We start from the raw sequence: 15,051 nt of genomic DNA, 5'->3' as shown, positions 1-15,051 counted from the left end.
CGGGGTCTGGGGCCAGCGCGGCGTGTACGGCAGCGGCGTTCCGGGCCGTGGCCGACGCAGTCGGCGCACCTCTGGACCCGAGTTCTTGTTCGAACTGGTGCAATGATGCGGCGAGCAGCGAGAGCACGGCCGCGCCAGCGGCATAGACGCTGCGACAGTGACTGCTGCGGGGCCCATCCGGTTCCGATCCGGGACTGCACGGTCACCCCATCGACGCGGTGGCAGTTCTCGCTGACACCGGCGTGATGGGGTCGACGCGAAAAAGCAGTTGAATCGGTGGCGAAAAACGCTACGTTGGGATCCAAACGCCGCACGCGCACGCCTCGATAGTCCGGTGAACATCGTTGAGCTCGCACTACGCGATCTCACGGCCAGAGATGCACGGGCGCTGGGCACACGGATGACCGAATTTCACGCACTGCTGCGTGAACTCGAAGTGAGCACACCAGAATTGGATCGGCTGGTCGACGCGGCGCCGACCGCCGGTGCGCTTGAGACCTCGAGCTTGTCTGCGGGAACGGTGGCTCGCGGAATCTTCATCAGTCCACCGAAGGACTTGACGAGTTGACGAATCTCGTTTGCTGTTCAATGTGGGACGTGCTTTGGCCGAAGCTTCGATCGCGATGAGTTGTGCGGCAGCGGCTTCTTGTTCGGATTGGACTTGTCGGGTCTGGTTGCGGCGGCAGAGTCGAAGGAGCGAATCCTGTCCTCGAGGTGACCTCCGCTGCTGCCGAGGAGTTGGCTCAGGTTGCCGCCACTGCTGCGAGCCGCCCGCGCGGGCGTAGCGGGTGATTACTCCGATGGTGTCCGACGGGGAGGACCTGAGGCGGCTATGGCCAGGCTTCCGCACTGGTCCGAAGGCGCCCGATCTGTGTCAACCCGGATCGGGCGCCTCCGCTGATGGTCGTCCGGGACGGTTACAGTTCGAGCCCGGGCGGGAGCACCAGGGTGTCGACATCCATGCCGTACATGAGGTTCGAGATGCGCCAGAGGCCGTCGCTGGTTCGCTGGAAGCCGAACCGGAGGAACTCGCAGTGGGCGAGCAGGGGCGCGGTGTCGTCGGCGATGATCGACGGCATGTAGGCGTAGGCGATGGCCCGGTCATCGGCCAGGTCGCCCACCACCACGTTGGTGTAGATGTGGCGTGGTTGGCGGGGGAACGTCGGCCACACGCTCGTCAGTCCGTCCACAACCGCGGACACGCCCTGGATCGAGGGCAGCTCTTTTCCGCCGCGGAACTGTCCGGCGTAGACACATCCGTAGACGACATCGCTGGTCAAACAATCGGCGAGTGCCTCACGGTCGCCTTCGTCGAAGGCCCACCCGTAGCGGGCGATCCGATCGGCGATCATCAGCCGGTCCAGCGCGTCACGGGGCTCGCCGACCACGGCCGGTGGCAGCGCGACCACCCCCGCGGCGGTGGCCCAGCCCATCGGGGCTCCGGTCTCAGGGACTGCACTGCCGTTGGTGCGCTCGACATCTTTTATCGTTTCCGTCATCGGTCTTACCTCCTTGACTGCGGTGCATCGACGTTCCAGGGACTGCTGTAGTCAATCTAAGTAATCATCAATTGCCTGACTTGGTGTAAAGCCGACGAATCGAGGTGAAAGTGGGACTAAAAGCGCAATCGGAGCGAACCAAATTTCGTCGTGCGGCGCGCAAACCGCCATGCGGCCACGGCAGGATCACATCCACATTCCTAATGTGTTCCGCCGGGATCGAAGTCCAGTGGGCTGCCGGTGCGCCGACCGAAAATCTGCCGTGAGAGCGCCAGATGCAGGTGCGGGATTCGGACGGCTTCACCGTGGAGTTCAGCCAGGGGCGACGTGTGGATCACGTTCGCAGTCAAAAGAGCAGTAGCGCTGGCCGCCCGTGTACCGGACGATGCGCAGTCGATACCTGCTCCGGGACTGCCCATTTCCGACTGCGGGCGAGGCGGCGGGACATGAGCATGATTGGTGTGTATGCCGCTGGCTCATTTTGACCTCGATCCGTCGGCTTTACACCATGTTGTATCGGCCGCGATCGCATAGGTTGACCTCAACGGCCCGGCAGGATTCACCTTGTCGATGTCTCCGCCCCGTCGGCGGGGAGAGGCTGTGGCTCTATTGGAAATATCGCCGTTCTTCGCTAGTCGGATAGAACCGGATTCCGTCACGTCCGGCTCGTGAATTCCATTGTGCGATAGAAAGGATGAGCATGACTGAGTCGATGCGCGCCGCTGTCTACGATGCCTATGCCCCGGACAATTCCACGTTGAAGGTGGGTGAGGTGCCCGTCCCACGCCTCGGTACCGGTCAGGTACTGATCAAGGTGCGTGCCGCCGGTGTGAACCCGATCGACTGGAAGGTGCTGGCGGGCTACCTCGACTCGGTGACCATGGCGGTCTTTCCGGTGATCCCCGGCTGGGACGTCGCCGGAGAGGTGGTGGCGCTGGGTATCGATACCCCGGAGTTCGCCGTCGGCGATGAGGTGATGGCCCTTGTTCGCAAGGATGTCGAGCACGCGGGCACCTTCGCCGAATATGTGGCGGTATCGGCCGAGTCGGTCGCGCGTAAACCGAAGGTGCTGGACTGGGCGCAGGCCGGTGGGCTACCGGTGGCCGGACTGACCGCGTTGCGGGTGCTGGACCGGTTGCAGATCGGCTCGGCAGACACGCTGGTGGTGTACAACGCGGCTGGCGGTGTCGGTGGCATGGTCGTGCGGATCGCCCGATATCGGGGCGCTCGCGTGATCGGCACCGCCGCCGAGCGCAACCACGACTATCTGCGCTCGCTCGGTGTCGAACCGGTCGCCTACGGAGAGGGTCAGCACCAGCGGATTCTCGCGCTCGCTTCGGGCGGGGTGACCGCAGTGGCCGACTTGGTCGGCGATCAGTTGGCCACCACGCTCGCGGTGCTCGCACCGGGTGGACGGCATGTGTCTTCGGCGGACCCGGCGGTCGAAGAGCATGGCGGGCATCTGCTTTCGGTGCGCCCCAGTGGCGCGAAGCTCGCGGAGCTGGGCACTTTGGCCGAGCAGGGAGTGCTGACAGTCGAAGTGGCCCAAACCTTTTCGCTGGACGAGGTGGGCGAGGCGCTCGACGTCAGCCGTGCCGGACACACCCGAGGCAAGTTGGTGATCCTGCCATAGCCGCGCGGCTGCTGGAACACAAGGAATTCGATCCAGGATGTCCCTGAACGGGGGCCAGCGTCTACGCCGCGCCCGCTCTATTGCCGGCGGAATTGAAGGAGACGTCCTCCGTACTCGGGCATTTCGATCCTGGCTGGAAGGAGAACAATCGTGGCTGGATATCAGATTCTCGCGCTTGTGGGAAGTCTGCGGGCCGCCTCGTTCAATCATCAGCTGGCCGAGACCGCCGTACAGGTCGCCCCCGACGGTATTCAGGTGCGCATTTACGAAGCCCTGCGCCGCGTGCCCTTCTACGATGAGGATCTCGATGTGCCATGCCTGGCGGACCGTGCGCCGGCTCGAGAGCTTCGTGCCGCTGTCGCTGGTTCCGACGGTCTCTTGCTTTTCACCCCGGAATACAACGGCGGGGCACCCGCGGTCCTGCGCAACGCCATCGACTGGATTTCCCGGCCGTACGGTACCAGCGCTATCCAAGGCAAGCCGGTAGCCATAGTCAGCGCGTCGATCAGTGCGCACGCGGGCCAATGGGCCTACCAGGACGCGGTCAGAGCGGTCGGTATCGCAGGCGGTCATGTCGTCGAAGAGGCGGGACTACACTTCGGCCGCATCGCGCAGCGATTCGCCGTCCAGCGACCGTGGGAGGACGCCGAAGTGCGGAATGAATTAACTGCTACTGTGCGGCATCTCGCCACGGCGAGTTATTCCCTGAGCGCCGATCTACGAGACCGTACGGTCTGACCGGAGATCAATGGGTGTTGCTTCCGCTATTCCGATGAGCGGTCGCCGCAATAGATCAGTAGACCAGGCTTGGACAGGAGTGATCGATGGACACGGCAACATTGATGGTTGAGCAAGTGATCGACTCATGTGCCAGGCGTCGAGACGATGTTGCCATGATCCATGGCGAGCGGCACGTGACGGGGGCCGACCTGGTTGATCTGGTCTATCGCATGGCTGCGGCGTTGCGGGAGATCGGGGTCAGCGGCGGTCGGCTCGTGGTGGTGCGCGCGCAGAACAGCCCCGAGGTCATTGCGCTGCGGTTGGCGACCCAGCTCAGCGGTGGGTGTGCCATGATCGTGCCAGCCCATTCGAATGATGAGCTGATTACCAAGTTGGCGCCCGATGTCCTTGTGACCGAGCCGAGTTCGCCCATAACCGGCGCTTACACCCTCGGTGAGTCTGCCGGATGCGTCGATCTACTGGCCATGGCGGGTGACATGCCTGCTACCCCGATCCGTTGCCCGGCCTCCGGTGACGACGTGTCCTACCTGACGCTCAGCGGCGGAACCACTGGCCATCCGAAAGCGACCTGCCACACCCACACCGTCCAGAAAACCTTCGCCGCTGCGATCAGCGATCCACGCCCACGGCTGCTCGTTGTGACGCCACTGGCCTACCTGGCCCAAAACCTGGTCGACGCCGCGCTGACCGCGGAGGGCCTGGTTGTCCTGCTGGAGTCGTCCCCGGAGTTCGACCCCGGCCTCGTGCTCGCCGCGATAGAACGGCACCGCATCACCAATCTGTTCCTGGTCGAGCCGCAGCTGTTCGCCTTGGCTACCCATCCGGAGCTGTCCCGCTATGACGTATCGAGCCTGCGCAGGCTGCTGCACCTCGGTGCTGCCGCGCCTCCCGCAGCCCGCAGAACAGCCCTGCGGCTACTGGGTCCGGTCCTCTGTCACGGTTACGGCAGTAGCGAAATCGGCCTGGCCTCCGTGCTCGATCCCGACCAGTACACCGCCGATCGGCTCGACACCGCAGGCCCGATACTGCCTGAGACTCGGGTGCGGTTCACTGGCCCCGACGGTTCCCCGGGCGCTCCCGGTGAGCCCTGCGATATCGCGGTCACCGGTCCCTATATCGCCAGCGGTTATTGGGGTCGGCCCGACCTCGACGCCGCCATTGCCGACGGCTGGATCAGCACCGGTGACGTCGGATTCGTCGACGACCACGGCGATTTACATATTCTGGGTCGTCGCGCCGACATCGTCGACAACGTCTTTCCACCCCAGGTCGAAGACCTACTCTACCAGCAGCCCGGCGTGCGTCTGGCCTCAGTCTTCGCCGATACCAACCAGTTCCGCGCGCTCGTGGTTGCTCAGCCCGGCGCCGAGCTTGATCCCGGCGCATTGATGACCGAGTTGCAAACCGGCCTCGGGGTGACCGTCACCGTCGTTGTCGTCGACCACATCCCGTTGACCGAGCAGGGCAAACCTGATCTATCAGCCATGCGAAAGGCCTGACGCGATCAGTTCAGATGGAGAATGCTGTGCCGGAACGCGGCCGGGGTAACGCCCGCGCGTTGAAGGAAGTATTTGTTGAAATTGGCTACGTCGCTGAAGCCGAGGATGTCGGCGATGCGGTGGATCGGCAGGTCGCCATGGGTGAGTAGCCGTTTGGCTTCGAGGATGACGCGTTGGTCGATGAATTGTTTGGCCGAGAGACCTGCGTTGGATCGGCTGACGCGGTTGAGCGTCCTGGGGGAGTAACCGAGTTTGGCGGCGTAGCCGTTGACCGAATGCTCGGTAGCGAACTGCTTGTCGACCTCGATACGAAACCAGCGGAATACTTCGTCTTCGGGTCGAGTCGCCGGGGCTCCGGCGGGCGTTGAACCTGCGAGTAGGAGCATCAGGGTGGCGACCAGATGCGTCCTTGCCGCAGCCTGAGCCCGCGGCTCGACTTGGTTTGCTTCGCATTCGGTGGCGCGCAATAAGTCGAGGATCCGCCCGGCCGCCTGCTCGGATTTTCCGAGCGCTGGCCAGAAGTTGTGTGTGGTGGCTGTGGTGGTGTCGATGATCTTCTTGGTTCGCTCGTCCATGGCGCCTGGGTCGCAGAGAACCATGGTTCCCTCGATATCGTTGACGTTTCCCCATCGATGGACTTGTCCGGGATGTACCCAGCAAATGTCGCCGACTTCGAGTACGTATTCGTTGAAATCCAGCATGTTCTCGGCGCGGCCGTGCTCGATCCGCATCAGTACGTCGAATCCGACGATGGAGGGGATGGAAAAATTTCCTGGAGGGGTCCTGTCACGAAGTGCGGCGATTGTGAGGACCTCGATGTCCACGGGTGCAGGGATCCTGCGGAGCGCGTCGTGACCCATTTTTACCTCGATCCGTCCGCTATGCACCCTGTCATGCGCTTCATGATCGCATAGATTGACTACAGCGACCGGTTCCACGCTATGAGTGTCTCCCATCAACTGGAGGAGGATTCACGGTGACTGCTATCGGAAAGACCGCAATTTTGGTCGGTAAGTCAGAAGATATCGCCGAGCTCGGGCGATTGGTCGTCGATGTAGGCGACCGCACCATCGGCATCTTCCGGGTGCAGGGGCGTCTCTATGCCTATGAGAATACGTGCCCGCATCAAGGCGGACCGGTATGTCAAGGCAAGATCATGCCGAAAGTGCGCGAAAAAATCGACGCGGACAAGAAGGCGCGCGGAATGGTTTTCGACCGTTCCGAAATGCATATCGTCTGCCCGTGGCACGGCGCCGAATACGTCATCACCACTGGCGTGCACGCCGTTGCTCCCGACGTCCGGCTCACGACCATCGAGGTCGAGGAGCGAGGCGGTGAGATCTATGTCAGCGCCTGAGACTACCGCGAACAACAAGCTGCTCGAGGTGACCGCCGATCTGCGTGAGTGCGTGCAGCACCTGTGGGACGGTGGCTCGGCCGAGCTGACCTCGACGGCGCTGTCGGGGCTGGTGGCCGACACCGCACGCCTCTACGCGGCGTCGTCTACAGCGGCCGGGCACGAGCTCGACATCGATCCCGGGTCGATCACGGCGACCGAGGCCGTGATGTTGATCGCGGCCCTGATGCGCGCGCAGAACCTGAACACCTTCGACCTGGCGTTGTGGATGCATCAACTGGACCGCGAAACGAAGGGAGCCTCGTGATGACCGCAGCCCCCGAACGGCCGCGCACCCGCGTGAATCCGGTGCAGGAGTTGACCCCGCAGTCCGATACCCGCGACATGCTGGCCAACGCCGCACGCGATGTGGACACCTTCGATCTGCGCAGTCGCCTGATCGTCGACGTCGACTCCCACCACGAGGAAACCCTGGAGTGGAGCGAGGTCCTCGATAACCTCGATGACGAGGTCCTTCGCGAGTACGGCAAAGGAATCGCCACAGCGTTTCCCGGCGGCGCCCAGTTCGCGCTCACCAGCCATGTGCCGGGTCTGCACTTTCAGGAGGTCGGCGGACGGATCCCGCATGGCGGCGAACGCAACGAACCGGTGCCGGCCGGGGCCGAACACACCCTCACCGTCACCGAACGGGCGATCGAGACCTTCGGCATCGACTATCAGGTGGTGTTCCCGCAGACGATGCTCGATGTCGGCATGCACCCGAACCAGCGCATCGCGGTGGCTTTGACGATGGCCTACAACAAATGGTTCGTCAAGACCGTGCTCGGTAAGGACCCGCGCGTCAAATCCATGCTGGCCCTGCCGATTACCGACCCGGACGCGGCACTGGAGACCATCAAGCTCTACCACGATCACCCCGATGTCCTGGGGTTCCTGATCACCAGCCAGCGGTTCTTCAGCGTCCACGACAACCAGAACATGCCGGTGTTCGCCGAACTGGAGCGGCTCGGCATGCCACTGGGCTTTCACGCGGGCCCGAACTGGGGTGATTCGTGGACGAAAACGATGAACCGCTTCACCAGCGTGCACGCGATGTCGTTTGTCACCTGCAATATGACCCATCTCAGCAACTGGCTGTTCAACGGTCTGCCGGAACGGTTCCCGAAGCTGAAGGTGATCTGGATCGAAAGCGGCCTTGCGTGGATACCGTTCATGATGCAGCGACTGGATCACGAATTCCTGCTGCGTAGCTCCGACGCGCCGTTGCTGACAAAGTTCCCCAGCGAGTACATGCGTGAGATGTTCTACACCTCCCAGCCGCTCGAGGTCCTGCACCCGAAAGCCTTGGCGCAGACCCTGGAGATGATGGATGCCGAACACACGCTGCTGTACTCCTCGGACTGGCCGCACTGGGACTTCGACCCACCGGCCCGCATCATGACCATCGAAGGGCTCTCCGAGACAGCACGCAACAACATTCTCGGTAGAAACGCCCAACGTCTCTACGGCACCCACAAACTTCCCGACCCGGCACACCTGCAGACGCAAATCGCGACACCGTAGCTCGCTGGGTCCGGGAAGACGCGGGCCACGTCACATTCGTGTTGCCCATCGCACCAACGTTGCCCGGCGGTGGGCAACCCGGATGGGGCGTGGCCCGTGCGCAACGAAAATCGTTCGTTCTGGGGGAACTACCGCAGCTCTGATAGTCGAAGGTGGGACTGGAATGACTGTCATATTGAAGATGGCCGGGCCGCATCGCCCGCTCGGTGCGTTCGAGAAATACTTCGCCGGCCGCCGAATGGCCTTGAAATACGGCGTTCTCGCCGTGGGTGAACTCGACATCGATCGGCTCCGTACGGCATTCGCCGCGCTGACCGACCGTAACCCGGTGCTGTACGCCCGAATCGGGCAGGACGGGGACCAATATTACCTGGAGCCCAGGGCCCCGTATATGGTGCCGTTCGAGGTGCGCCGCGGCGATCCGGAGGAATTCCTCGCCGCCCCCGCCGACCCGCTCGACCAGTCCGAGCACGTCGCCCGGCTCCAAGTGGTGCAACGCGAAGACGTTGCGGCCGTGGGTATCACGTTCCATCACTCGGTTGTCGACGGCAACGCCGCCGGCGCGCTGTTGCACGAGTTCTGGGCGAATTACACCGCACTCGTCGAGACCGGCGAGCTCGTCGCGAGCCCGCCGCGGCCGATCCCGTTCGGGCCGCATCAGCTCCTCGACCCGGCCGACGCGCCAACCGTTCCTGCCCCGCCGCCGGAATTCATCAGCCCCGCAACACATCTGAACGGCGCGGCGAGCTCGCCCCGGGTGGAGACCATCGTGCTCTCCGCGGAAACGACCTCGGCGATCCTCGCCGCCGTGCGCGCACGCGGTACCACGATGCACGCCGCCGTTGCCGGTGCGGTGATCGCGGCGGAACGCAGCTTGATCGACACCGCGGGGCCGGTGCCGATGGTGGTCCGATCGTCGGTGGACTTTCGTGCTTTGCTGCCCGCCCCGATCGACGTGCTCGATATCACCAACGGCGTCGGCGTCGTCTGCACCGGCCAGTTCGTCGGGAGCCGCGACACACCGTTGGCTCTGGGTGAAACCGTCGTCGAAGACATCAAGGCCCGCATCGCCGACGGCCGAGCCATGTATTCCAGCATCGGGTACTTTCCGACACCGCAGATGGCAGCCGAGGCGGCACCGGTCTCCTACATCAGCAATGTCGGACGGATCCCGGAGTTCGAAACGCCTGCGGAGCTTGTCATTACCGACATCCGCTTCGGTGGCCCCGGCCGGCCGACCAACGCGGCCATGTATGCCGTGTACACCTACCGCGGGCGACTGACCATCGATGTAGTGCAGCCCGCCGAGGGAATTTCGGTGGCCCGCCAGCACCAACTGACCACCCGGATCATCGACCTGCTCACCGAACTGACCTGACCGGGTGACCGGACCGACCGACACCAATCCTTTGGCCTATCCAGGCCGCGACCACCTCGCGACGTGAATGCTTCGCTGCCCGACAGCATTCCGTTCATGGCACGACTCTTCGCCTGAGTCATTACCCGAACTGCCACGATCGGCAACGTCGCCGAGCACCACTATCCGCCATTACGGCGAACAACCCGGAAAGGGACGACGATGACTGCTGAACTCGTGCAGACGAAATATCGCAAGACCGACGCCCACTTCCATATGTTCAATTTCATCCAGGTCGACGACGGGCCGCAGCAGACGCTGGCCCGGATGGACCAGGCCGGGGTGGACAGCATCATGGTGAACGGGATGGGGGTGTGCAAGAAATGGTCGGAATGGGATCCGGTCGAGCCGACCTACTACCTGTCCGATGATTCGAAGGTCTACACCTATTCGGCCACAGACGTTTTGGTGCACGACCGGGTCACCTCACTGCCCGCCGAGGCGCAGTCCCGGTTCCACCCGTTCATCTGCGGGTTCAATTCCACCGACCGCAACGCCGTCGATCACGTCCGGCGCATGATCGAGCTGTTCCCGAATTTCTGGCAGGGGATCGGTGAAATCTTCGCCCGCCATGACGATTTGACCGCCCTGATGCAGGAGGGTGAACCCGGGCGCGCGAACCACGTCGGATTGGGGCCGGTGTATGACCTGGCCGCCGAATATGACCTGCCGGTCTCGGTGCACAGTGACATCACCTCGGTATGGCACAGCAGCGGATCGATCTATCTGCACGAGCTGCGTGAGGCGGTGGCCGCGCACCCGGCCACGAAGTTCATCTGGTGCCATGCGGGCATGAGCCGACGGCTGGATCCGCCCGCGCTGACCACCATCGTGCGCGACATGCTCGAGGAGTACCCGAACCTGTGCGTCGATCTGTCCTGGGTGCTCTATGACATCCAGCTGGTGCGTGACGGGCGGCCGAATCCGAAATGGGTTGCGCTGCTTGCTGATTACCCGACGCGGTTCATGATCGGGTCCGACACCGTCGGCGACACCAGCAATTACGTCCAGACCATGTCCCGCTACGACCTGCTGCTCGACGAACTCGACGCGGGCACCGCAAACCAGATCGCCAAGGAGAACTTCCTGGCCCTGCTGCCCAAGGAGCGGCCATGAGCGACAACGAATTCCGTGACGACATCTTCGCCACCCCCGAACTCGCGCACGGCGCACCGAAAGAGGGCTTCCCGCAACGGGAAATGCTCCCACAGGCGGCGTTTCAGCTGGTGCACGACGAGCTGATGCTCGACGGCGTGTCCAGAATGAACTTGGCGACGTTCTGCACCACCTGGGTCGACGAGCCCGCGCGCATGCTGATGGCCGAGACGCTGGACAAGAACATCATCGACAAGGACGAGTATCCGCAGACCGCGGAGCTGGAACGACGGGCCGTGCGGATGGTCGCCGACCTGTGGCACGCCCCGGACCCGGCGACGACCTGGGGCACCTCCACCACCGGGTCGAGCGAAGCGGCCATGCTGGGCGGGCTGGCGGCGAAGTTCCGCTGGCTCGCCAGAGAGAAAGCGGCCGGGCGCACCCCGGGCAAGCCGAACTTCGTCTGCGGGCCGGTGCAGGTGTGCTGGGAGAAGTTCGCCCGGTACTTCGACGTGGAGATCCGGCAGGTGCCATTGAGTCCCGGGAAACTGGGTCTGACCGCCGAGGACATCGCGCCGCACTGCGATGAGAACACCATCATGGTGGTGGCGACCTTCGGTGTCACCTTCACCGGATTGTTCGAGCCGGTGGGCGAGATCAGCGACGCGCTCGATCGTTTCGAAGCCGAGCACGGACTGGATATCCCGCTGCACGTCGACGCGGCCAGCGGCGGCTTCCTCGCCCCGTTCACCGCACCGGATGTGGTGTGGGACTTCCGGTTACCGCGGGTGAAGTCGATCAACGCCTCCGGCCACAAGACCGGCCTGGCCCCGCTGGGCACCGGGTGGGCGATCTGGCGCGAGCGCGCCGACCTGCCGCGCGAGTTGATCTTCAACGTCGACTACCTCGGCGGTGACATCGCCACCTTCAACCTGAACTTCTCCCGCCCGGGTGGCCAGGCCATCACCCAGTACTACGAGTTCATCCGGCTCGGCCGCGAGGGATACACCAGGGTGCAGTCGGCGATCTATGAGGCCAGCCGCCATCTGGCCGAACAGATCGACAAGATGGGAGTCTTCGAGCTGCTGCACGACGGCGACCCACACAAGGGCATCACCGCCGTGTGCTGGCGGCTGAAGCCGGGACAATCGTTCAACCTGTTCGATCTGTCGGACCGGCTGCGCACCAGAGGCTGGCTCATCGCGGCCTATCCACTCCCCGCCGGTCGGCACGACGAAGTCATCATGCGCGCGGTACTACGGCACGGTTTCAGTCACGACACCGCCGATCTGCTGGCCGACGACATTCGCCGGGCCCTGGACCACCTGGGCGCCCACCCGCCGACACCGTCGCTGAATGCCGAAGAGGGACAGTCGTTCACCCACAACGCCACCCCGGCAGTCCGGTAGCGGTGGTGGCGTCCATGCCTTTGTCCTCGGCGAAGCGACCGTCGAGTCGGCCGCGAGCAACACCGGTGAGCAATGGACCTGCAGAGCTGAAGTGCCTCTGCGCCACGGCAATTGGACATTTCGGCTACCTCGTGTCCGGACAGATGGACGCGGTGGCGGTGACCGCTCGGCGATGCGAAAGGTTGGGCGGCACCGCCCGCGTCCGCGAGTGTCTGCGGATCCCTAGGAGTGCGCATGTCGAACTTCGAACCTGATGTCGTGATCGTCGGTGGCGGTTCCGCAGGGGCCGTGCTGGCCGCGCGGCTGAGCGAGAATCCCGACCGCCGCGTGCTGTTGCTGGAGGCGGGGCCGCTGTTTCCCGCTGAGGGTTATCCGGAGTCGGTGGCATCGAGCAGCCTGCTGGGCGCGGACACCGGCTACGACTGGGGCTATTCGGCCGAGCCCGGCTTTATCGGCCATCCGGTGCAGACACCCCGCGGCAAGATCCTCGGCGGTAGCTCCGGGGTCAACGGCGCAGTGATCGCTCGCGCGCTGCCCGCCGACTTCGCGCGGTGGACCGCCCGCGGGCTGAAGGGCTGGTCCTTCGCAGAGGTGCTCCCCAGTTTCCGCAAACTCGAGAACACCACAGCCGGCAGCGACGAGTGGCACGGGCGCAACGGTCCGCTACCGGTGCGCCAGCTCACCCGTGACGATCTCAGCACCGTGCAGCGCGCGTTCTACGACGCGGCACTGGCGGCCGGCGTTCCGGCGACCGACGATTTCAACGGCCCGAACCCGGTCGGCGTCGCGGCGGAGGCGATGAACGTGGTCGACGGTGTCCGGATCAACACCGGCATGGCATATCTCACCGACGCCGTTCGTGCCCGGCCGAACCTGCTTATCCGCGGCGACGAGCTGGTGGACCGAGTCCTGTTCGACCGCAACGTAAATCGGGCCATCGGTGTGCTGCTCGCCGACGGTGAGCGGCTGCACGCCGGTCAGGTGATCCTGAGCGCCGGTACCTACGGCAGCGCGGCGCTGCTGTTGCGCTCTGGCGTCGGCCCTGCTGAACACCTTGGCGCACTGGGGATTCCGGTCGTGGCGAACCTTCCGGTGGGCAGCACCCTCTATGACCACCCCTTCTATTACAACGCCTACGCCGCTCACCCCGAGCGGATGGGCGACGGCCATCCGGTGATCGGGGTGGAACTGTGGACGGCCAGCACGGAAGCCGCGGAAGGCGAGCTTGACCTGCACGTCGCCGCCACCCATCTGATCGACCAGAGCCTCAGCCCGACCGGTGCCGCATTCGTGCTCCCGGTGGCGCTCACCCGTCCCCGGTCGGTGGGATCGCTGCGGCTGGCCAGCCGTGATCCGAACGTCGCGCCCCGCATCGATCTGAACTTCCTGGCCGATGCCGCTGACCGCCGACGTCTGCTGGAAGGGATCGCACTGAGTCGCCGAATCGCCAGAACCGCACCACTTTCAAAGCTGATCGACCATGAACTGACTCCCGGCGACGATGTCGATACCGACGCCGGGATCGAGGCGTCGGTGCTGACCACCCTTGACACCTACCATCACCCGACCTCGACGGCGCCGATGGGCGCCGAGGATGATCCGGCCGCCGTCGTGGACCGGGTCGGCGCCGTCCGCGGAGTCGAGGGCCTGCGGGTAGTGGACGCGTCGATCTTCCCCGACGCCGTCTGCGTCGCGATCAACGCCACGGTCATCATGGCCGCCGAACACATCGCGGCCGAACTGTGACTCCCAATAGACGGCGTGCTCGCAACGATGCAAGACGCAACCTACCGATGATCTGTGCTGGCACTGTCAGGAGCCGACCCGGCTCGCGCACGTCCGGTCGCATCCGGCCCGCCGCCCGAGGACAAGGAGCCCCCACCGTGACCGAAACGCCCCTCACCCCGACCGAAGTGGGCGAACACCTGGCCGAAGTACTCCCGGCCGCGCCGGGTGAACGCCTACAGCACCGCCGCGGTGCCTGCGCTGTCGGCGTATTTCATCCCGACCCGGCCGCCGCGACGCTCAGCACGGCCGCACTGTTCGCCGAACCGGCCCCGGTTCGTCTGCGGTTCTCCGGCACGCGCGGCGGCACGGATGGGCACGACGCCTACACCGGTGATCAAGGCCTGTCCGTCCGCTTCACCCCAGCCGACGGCCCGCCTTCGGACCTGATCACGTTCACGCTGCCGGTGTTCTTCGTCCGCACCGGTGCGGACATGTTCGACTTCATCACCGCCAGCTCACCCGAACCCGCTACTGGACAACCGAACCCGGCCGCCCTCGCCGAGTTTCGGCGCCGCCACCCCGAATCCGCCGCCGCATTGGCGGCAGCCACCGACCGCGCCCCCGCCAGCTACCTCGGCCAGCAGTACTACGCCATCCACGCCTTCGGCCTCACCAACGCGGCCGGGCACATCACGTGGGCCCGGCTCGAATGGCACCCCACCGCGACGCTGCCGTCACTGGACCCGCACGAAGCAGGCAAGCTCCCGCCGGACTACCTCACCACCGACCTGGCCCGCCGCCTGCCCGCGACCATGACGCTGTATGCGCGCCTGCCCGCTGCGGGTGACCCGCTCCACGACCCGACCGCACTCTGGGCCGACCCACCACAGCTGGTGCGCCTGGGCGAGCTCCGGCTCGAAACCCCAACCGACGACGAAGATCTCGACTTCGACCCACTGCGCCTGCCACCCGGCATCACCCCACCCCGCGATCAGCTCGCCGCCGACCGCAGCACCGTCTACCGCGTCGTGCGAACCAACCGACACCGTGCTCTCGAACGACTACAGAACCGCGCGAGGCCATCAAAGGCCAGTGGATAGGGAGGTGTGG

14 protein-coding genes are annotated in these 15,051 nt (G+C 64.6%); 12 read left to right on the top strand and 2 right to left on the bottom strand.

Features of this window, described 5'->3' with window-relative positions; translation table 11 throughout:
• The first annotated feature begins 334 nt into the window (after window positions 1-334).
• A complete protein-coding gene (locus ACIHA7_RS12225; protein ID WP_397288488.1) occupies window positions 335-568 on the top strand; it encodes a hypothetical protein in 234 nt (77 codons plus the stop codon).
• Window positions 569-917: 349 nt separating this feature from the next.
• Here the strand turns inward: ACIHA7_RS12225 and ACIHA7_RS12220 are convergent, their stop codons facing one another.
• Complete coding sequence (locus tag ACIHA7_RS12220) at window positions 918-1,499, bottom strand: nuclear transport factor 2 family protein (RefSeq protein ID WP_397288486.1); 582 nt, start codon at window positions 1,497-1,499, stop codon at window positions 918-920.
• A 700-nt stretch (window positions 1,500-2,199) separates the two neighbouring features.
• On the opposite strand from ACIHA7_RS12220, the gene ACIHA7_RS12215 reads away from it, so the two are divergent.
• From ACIHA7_RS12215 to ACIHA7_RS12205, 3 genes are all read left to right on the top strand, one after another.
• Window positions 2,200-3,132 carry an NADP-dependent oxidoreductase gene (locus ACIHA7_RS12215; RefSeq protein WP_397288484.1) on the top strand — a complete coding sequence of 311 codons (933 nt, stop codon included), beginning with the start codon at window positions 2,200-2,202 and terminating at the stop codon, window positions 3,130-3,132.
• A 150-nt stretch (window positions 3,133-3,282) separates the two neighbouring features.
• The gene (locus ACIHA7_RS12210; RefSeq protein WP_397288482.1) at window positions 3,283-3,870 is read left to right on the top strand and encodes an NAD(P)H-dependent oxidoreductase; all 588 of its coding nucleotides are present in this window, start codon (window positions 3,283-3,285) and stop codon (window positions 3,868-3,870) included.
• Window positions 3,871-3,956: 86 nt separating this feature from the next.
• Window positions 3,957-5,372 carry a class I adenylate-forming enzyme family protein gene (locus tag ACIHA7_RS12205; protein ID WP_397288480.1) on the top strand — a complete coding sequence of 472 codons (1,416 nt, stop codon included), beginning with the start codon at window positions 3,957-3,959 and terminating at the stop codon, window positions 5,370-5,372.
• A 5-nt stretch (window positions 5,373-5,377) separates the two neighbouring features.
• Here the strand turns inward: ACIHA7_RS12205 and ACIHA7_RS12200 are convergent, their stop codons facing one another.
• Window positions 5,378-6,196, bottom strand: a complete 819-nt coding sequence (locus tag ACIHA7_RS12200) for an AraC family transcriptional regulator (RefSeq protein ID WP_397288478.1) — start codon at window positions 6,194-6,196, stop codon at window positions 5,378-5,380.
• 152 nt (window positions 6,197-6,348) lie between these two features.
• On the opposite strand from ACIHA7_RS12200, the gene ACIHA7_RS12195 reads away from it, so the two are divergent.
• The 8 genes from ACIHA7_RS12195 (at window position 6,349) to ACIHA7_RS12160 (ending at window position 15,041) form a co-directional block, all read left to right on the top strand.
• Window positions 6,349-6,729: a Rieske (2Fe-2S) protein gene (locus ACIHA7_RS12195; RefSeq protein WP_397288476.1), complete on the top strand. Its 381-nt coding sequence runs from the start codon at window positions 6,349-6,351 to the stop codon at window positions 6,727-6,729.
• Window positions 6,716-7,036, top strand: coding sequence for a hypothetical protein (locus tag ACIHA7_RS12190; RefSeq protein ID WP_397288474.1), 321 nt, complete (start codon window positions 6,716-6,718; stop codon window positions 7,034-7,036). Before ACIHA7_RS12195 ends, ACIHA7_RS12190 begins: the two co-directional genes overlap by 14 nt.
• Window positions 7,036-8,292, top strand: a complete 1,257-nt coding sequence (locus ACIHA7_RS12185) for an amidohydrolase family protein (RefSeq protein WP_397288472.1) — start codon at window positions 7,036-7,038, stop codon at window positions 8,290-8,292. The genes ACIHA7_RS12190 and ACIHA7_RS12185 overlap by 1 nt, the downstream gene beginning before the upstream one ends.
• A gap of 163 nt (window positions 8,293-8,455) precedes the next feature.
• A complete protein-coding gene (locus ACIHA7_RS12180; RefSeq protein ID WP_397288470.1) occupies window positions 8,456-9,670 on the top strand; it encodes a hypothetical protein in 1,215 nt (404 codons plus the stop codon).
• A gap of 201 nt (window positions 9,671-9,871) precedes the next feature.
• Window positions 9,872-10,825: an amidohydrolase family protein gene (locus tag ACIHA7_RS12175; RefSeq protein ID WP_397288468.1), complete on the top strand. Its 954-nt coding sequence runs from the start codon at window positions 9,872-9,874 to the stop codon at window positions 10,823-10,825.
• Entirely contained in the window at window positions 10,822-12,213 is a 1,392-nt protein-coding gene (locus ACIHA7_RS12170; protein ID WP_397288466.1) for a glutamate decarboxylase, read from the top strand. The genes ACIHA7_RS12175 and ACIHA7_RS12170 overlap by 4 nt, the downstream gene beginning before the upstream one ends.
• A 234-nt stretch (window positions 12,214-12,447) precedes the next feature.
• The gene (locus ACIHA7_RS12165; RefSeq protein ID WP_397288464.1) at window positions 12,448-13,959 is read left to right on the top strand and encodes a GMC family oxidoreductase; all 1,512 of its coding nucleotides are present in this window, start codon (window positions 12,448-12,450) and stop codon (window positions 13,957-13,959) included.
• A gap of 137 nt (window positions 13,960-14,096) precedes the next feature.
• Window positions 14,097-15,041, top strand: a complete 945-nt coding sequence (locus tag ACIHA7_RS12160) for a catalase (protein WP_397288462.1) — start codon at window positions 14,097-14,099, stop codon at window positions 15,039-15,041.
• Window positions 15,042-15,051 lie beyond the last annotated feature (10 nt).

Source organism: Nocardia sp. NPDC052316 (assembly GCF_044547795.1).
Taxonomy (GTDB): domain Bacteria; phylum Actinomycetota; class Actinomycetes; order Mycobacteriales; family Mycobacteriaceae; genus Nocardia.
The sequence above is the reverse complement of the archived record's forward strand: the minus strand, read 5'-3'. Positions and strand labels throughout refer to the sequence as shown.

Bases quoted from the DNA above. Each gene is read 5' to 3' on its own strand.
- ACIHA7_RS12180 (WP_397288470.1), top strand. From the start codon at position 8,456: ATGACTGTCATATTGAAGATGGCCGGGCCGCATCGCCCGCTCGGTGCG.
- ACIHA7_RS12215 (WP_397288484.1), top strand. From the start codon at position 2,200: ATGACTGAGTCGATGCGCGCCGCTGTCTACGATGCCTATGCCCCGGAC.
- ACIHA7_RS12205 (WP_397288480.1), top strand. From the start codon at position 3,957: ATGGACACGGCAACATTGATGGTTGAGCAAGTGATCGACTCATGTGCC.
- ACIHA7_RS12175 (WP_397288468.1), top strand. From the start codon at position 9,872: ATGACTGCTGAACTCGTGCAGACGAAATATCGCAAGACCGACGCCCAC.
- ACIHA7_RS12165 (WP_397288464.1), top strand. From the start codon at position 12,448: ATGTCGAACTTCGAACCTGATGTCGTGATCGTCGGTGGCGGTTCCGCA.
- ACIHA7_RS12185 (WP_397288472.1), top strand. From the start codon at position 7,036: ATGACCGCAGCCCCCGAACGGCCGCGCACCCGCGTGAATCCGGTGCAG.
- ACIHA7_RS12170 (WP_397288466.1), top strand. From the start codon at position 10,822: ATGAGCGACAACGAATTCCGTGACGACATCTTCGCCACCCCCGAACTC.
- ACIHA7_RS12220 (WP_397288486.1), bottom strand. From the start codon at position 1,499: ATGACGGAAACGATAAAAGATGTCGAGCGCACCAACGGCAGTGCAGTC.
- ACIHA7_RS12190 (WP_397288474.1), top strand. From the start codon at position 6,716: ATGTCAGCGCCTGAGACTACCGCGAACAACAAGCTGCTCGAGGTGACC.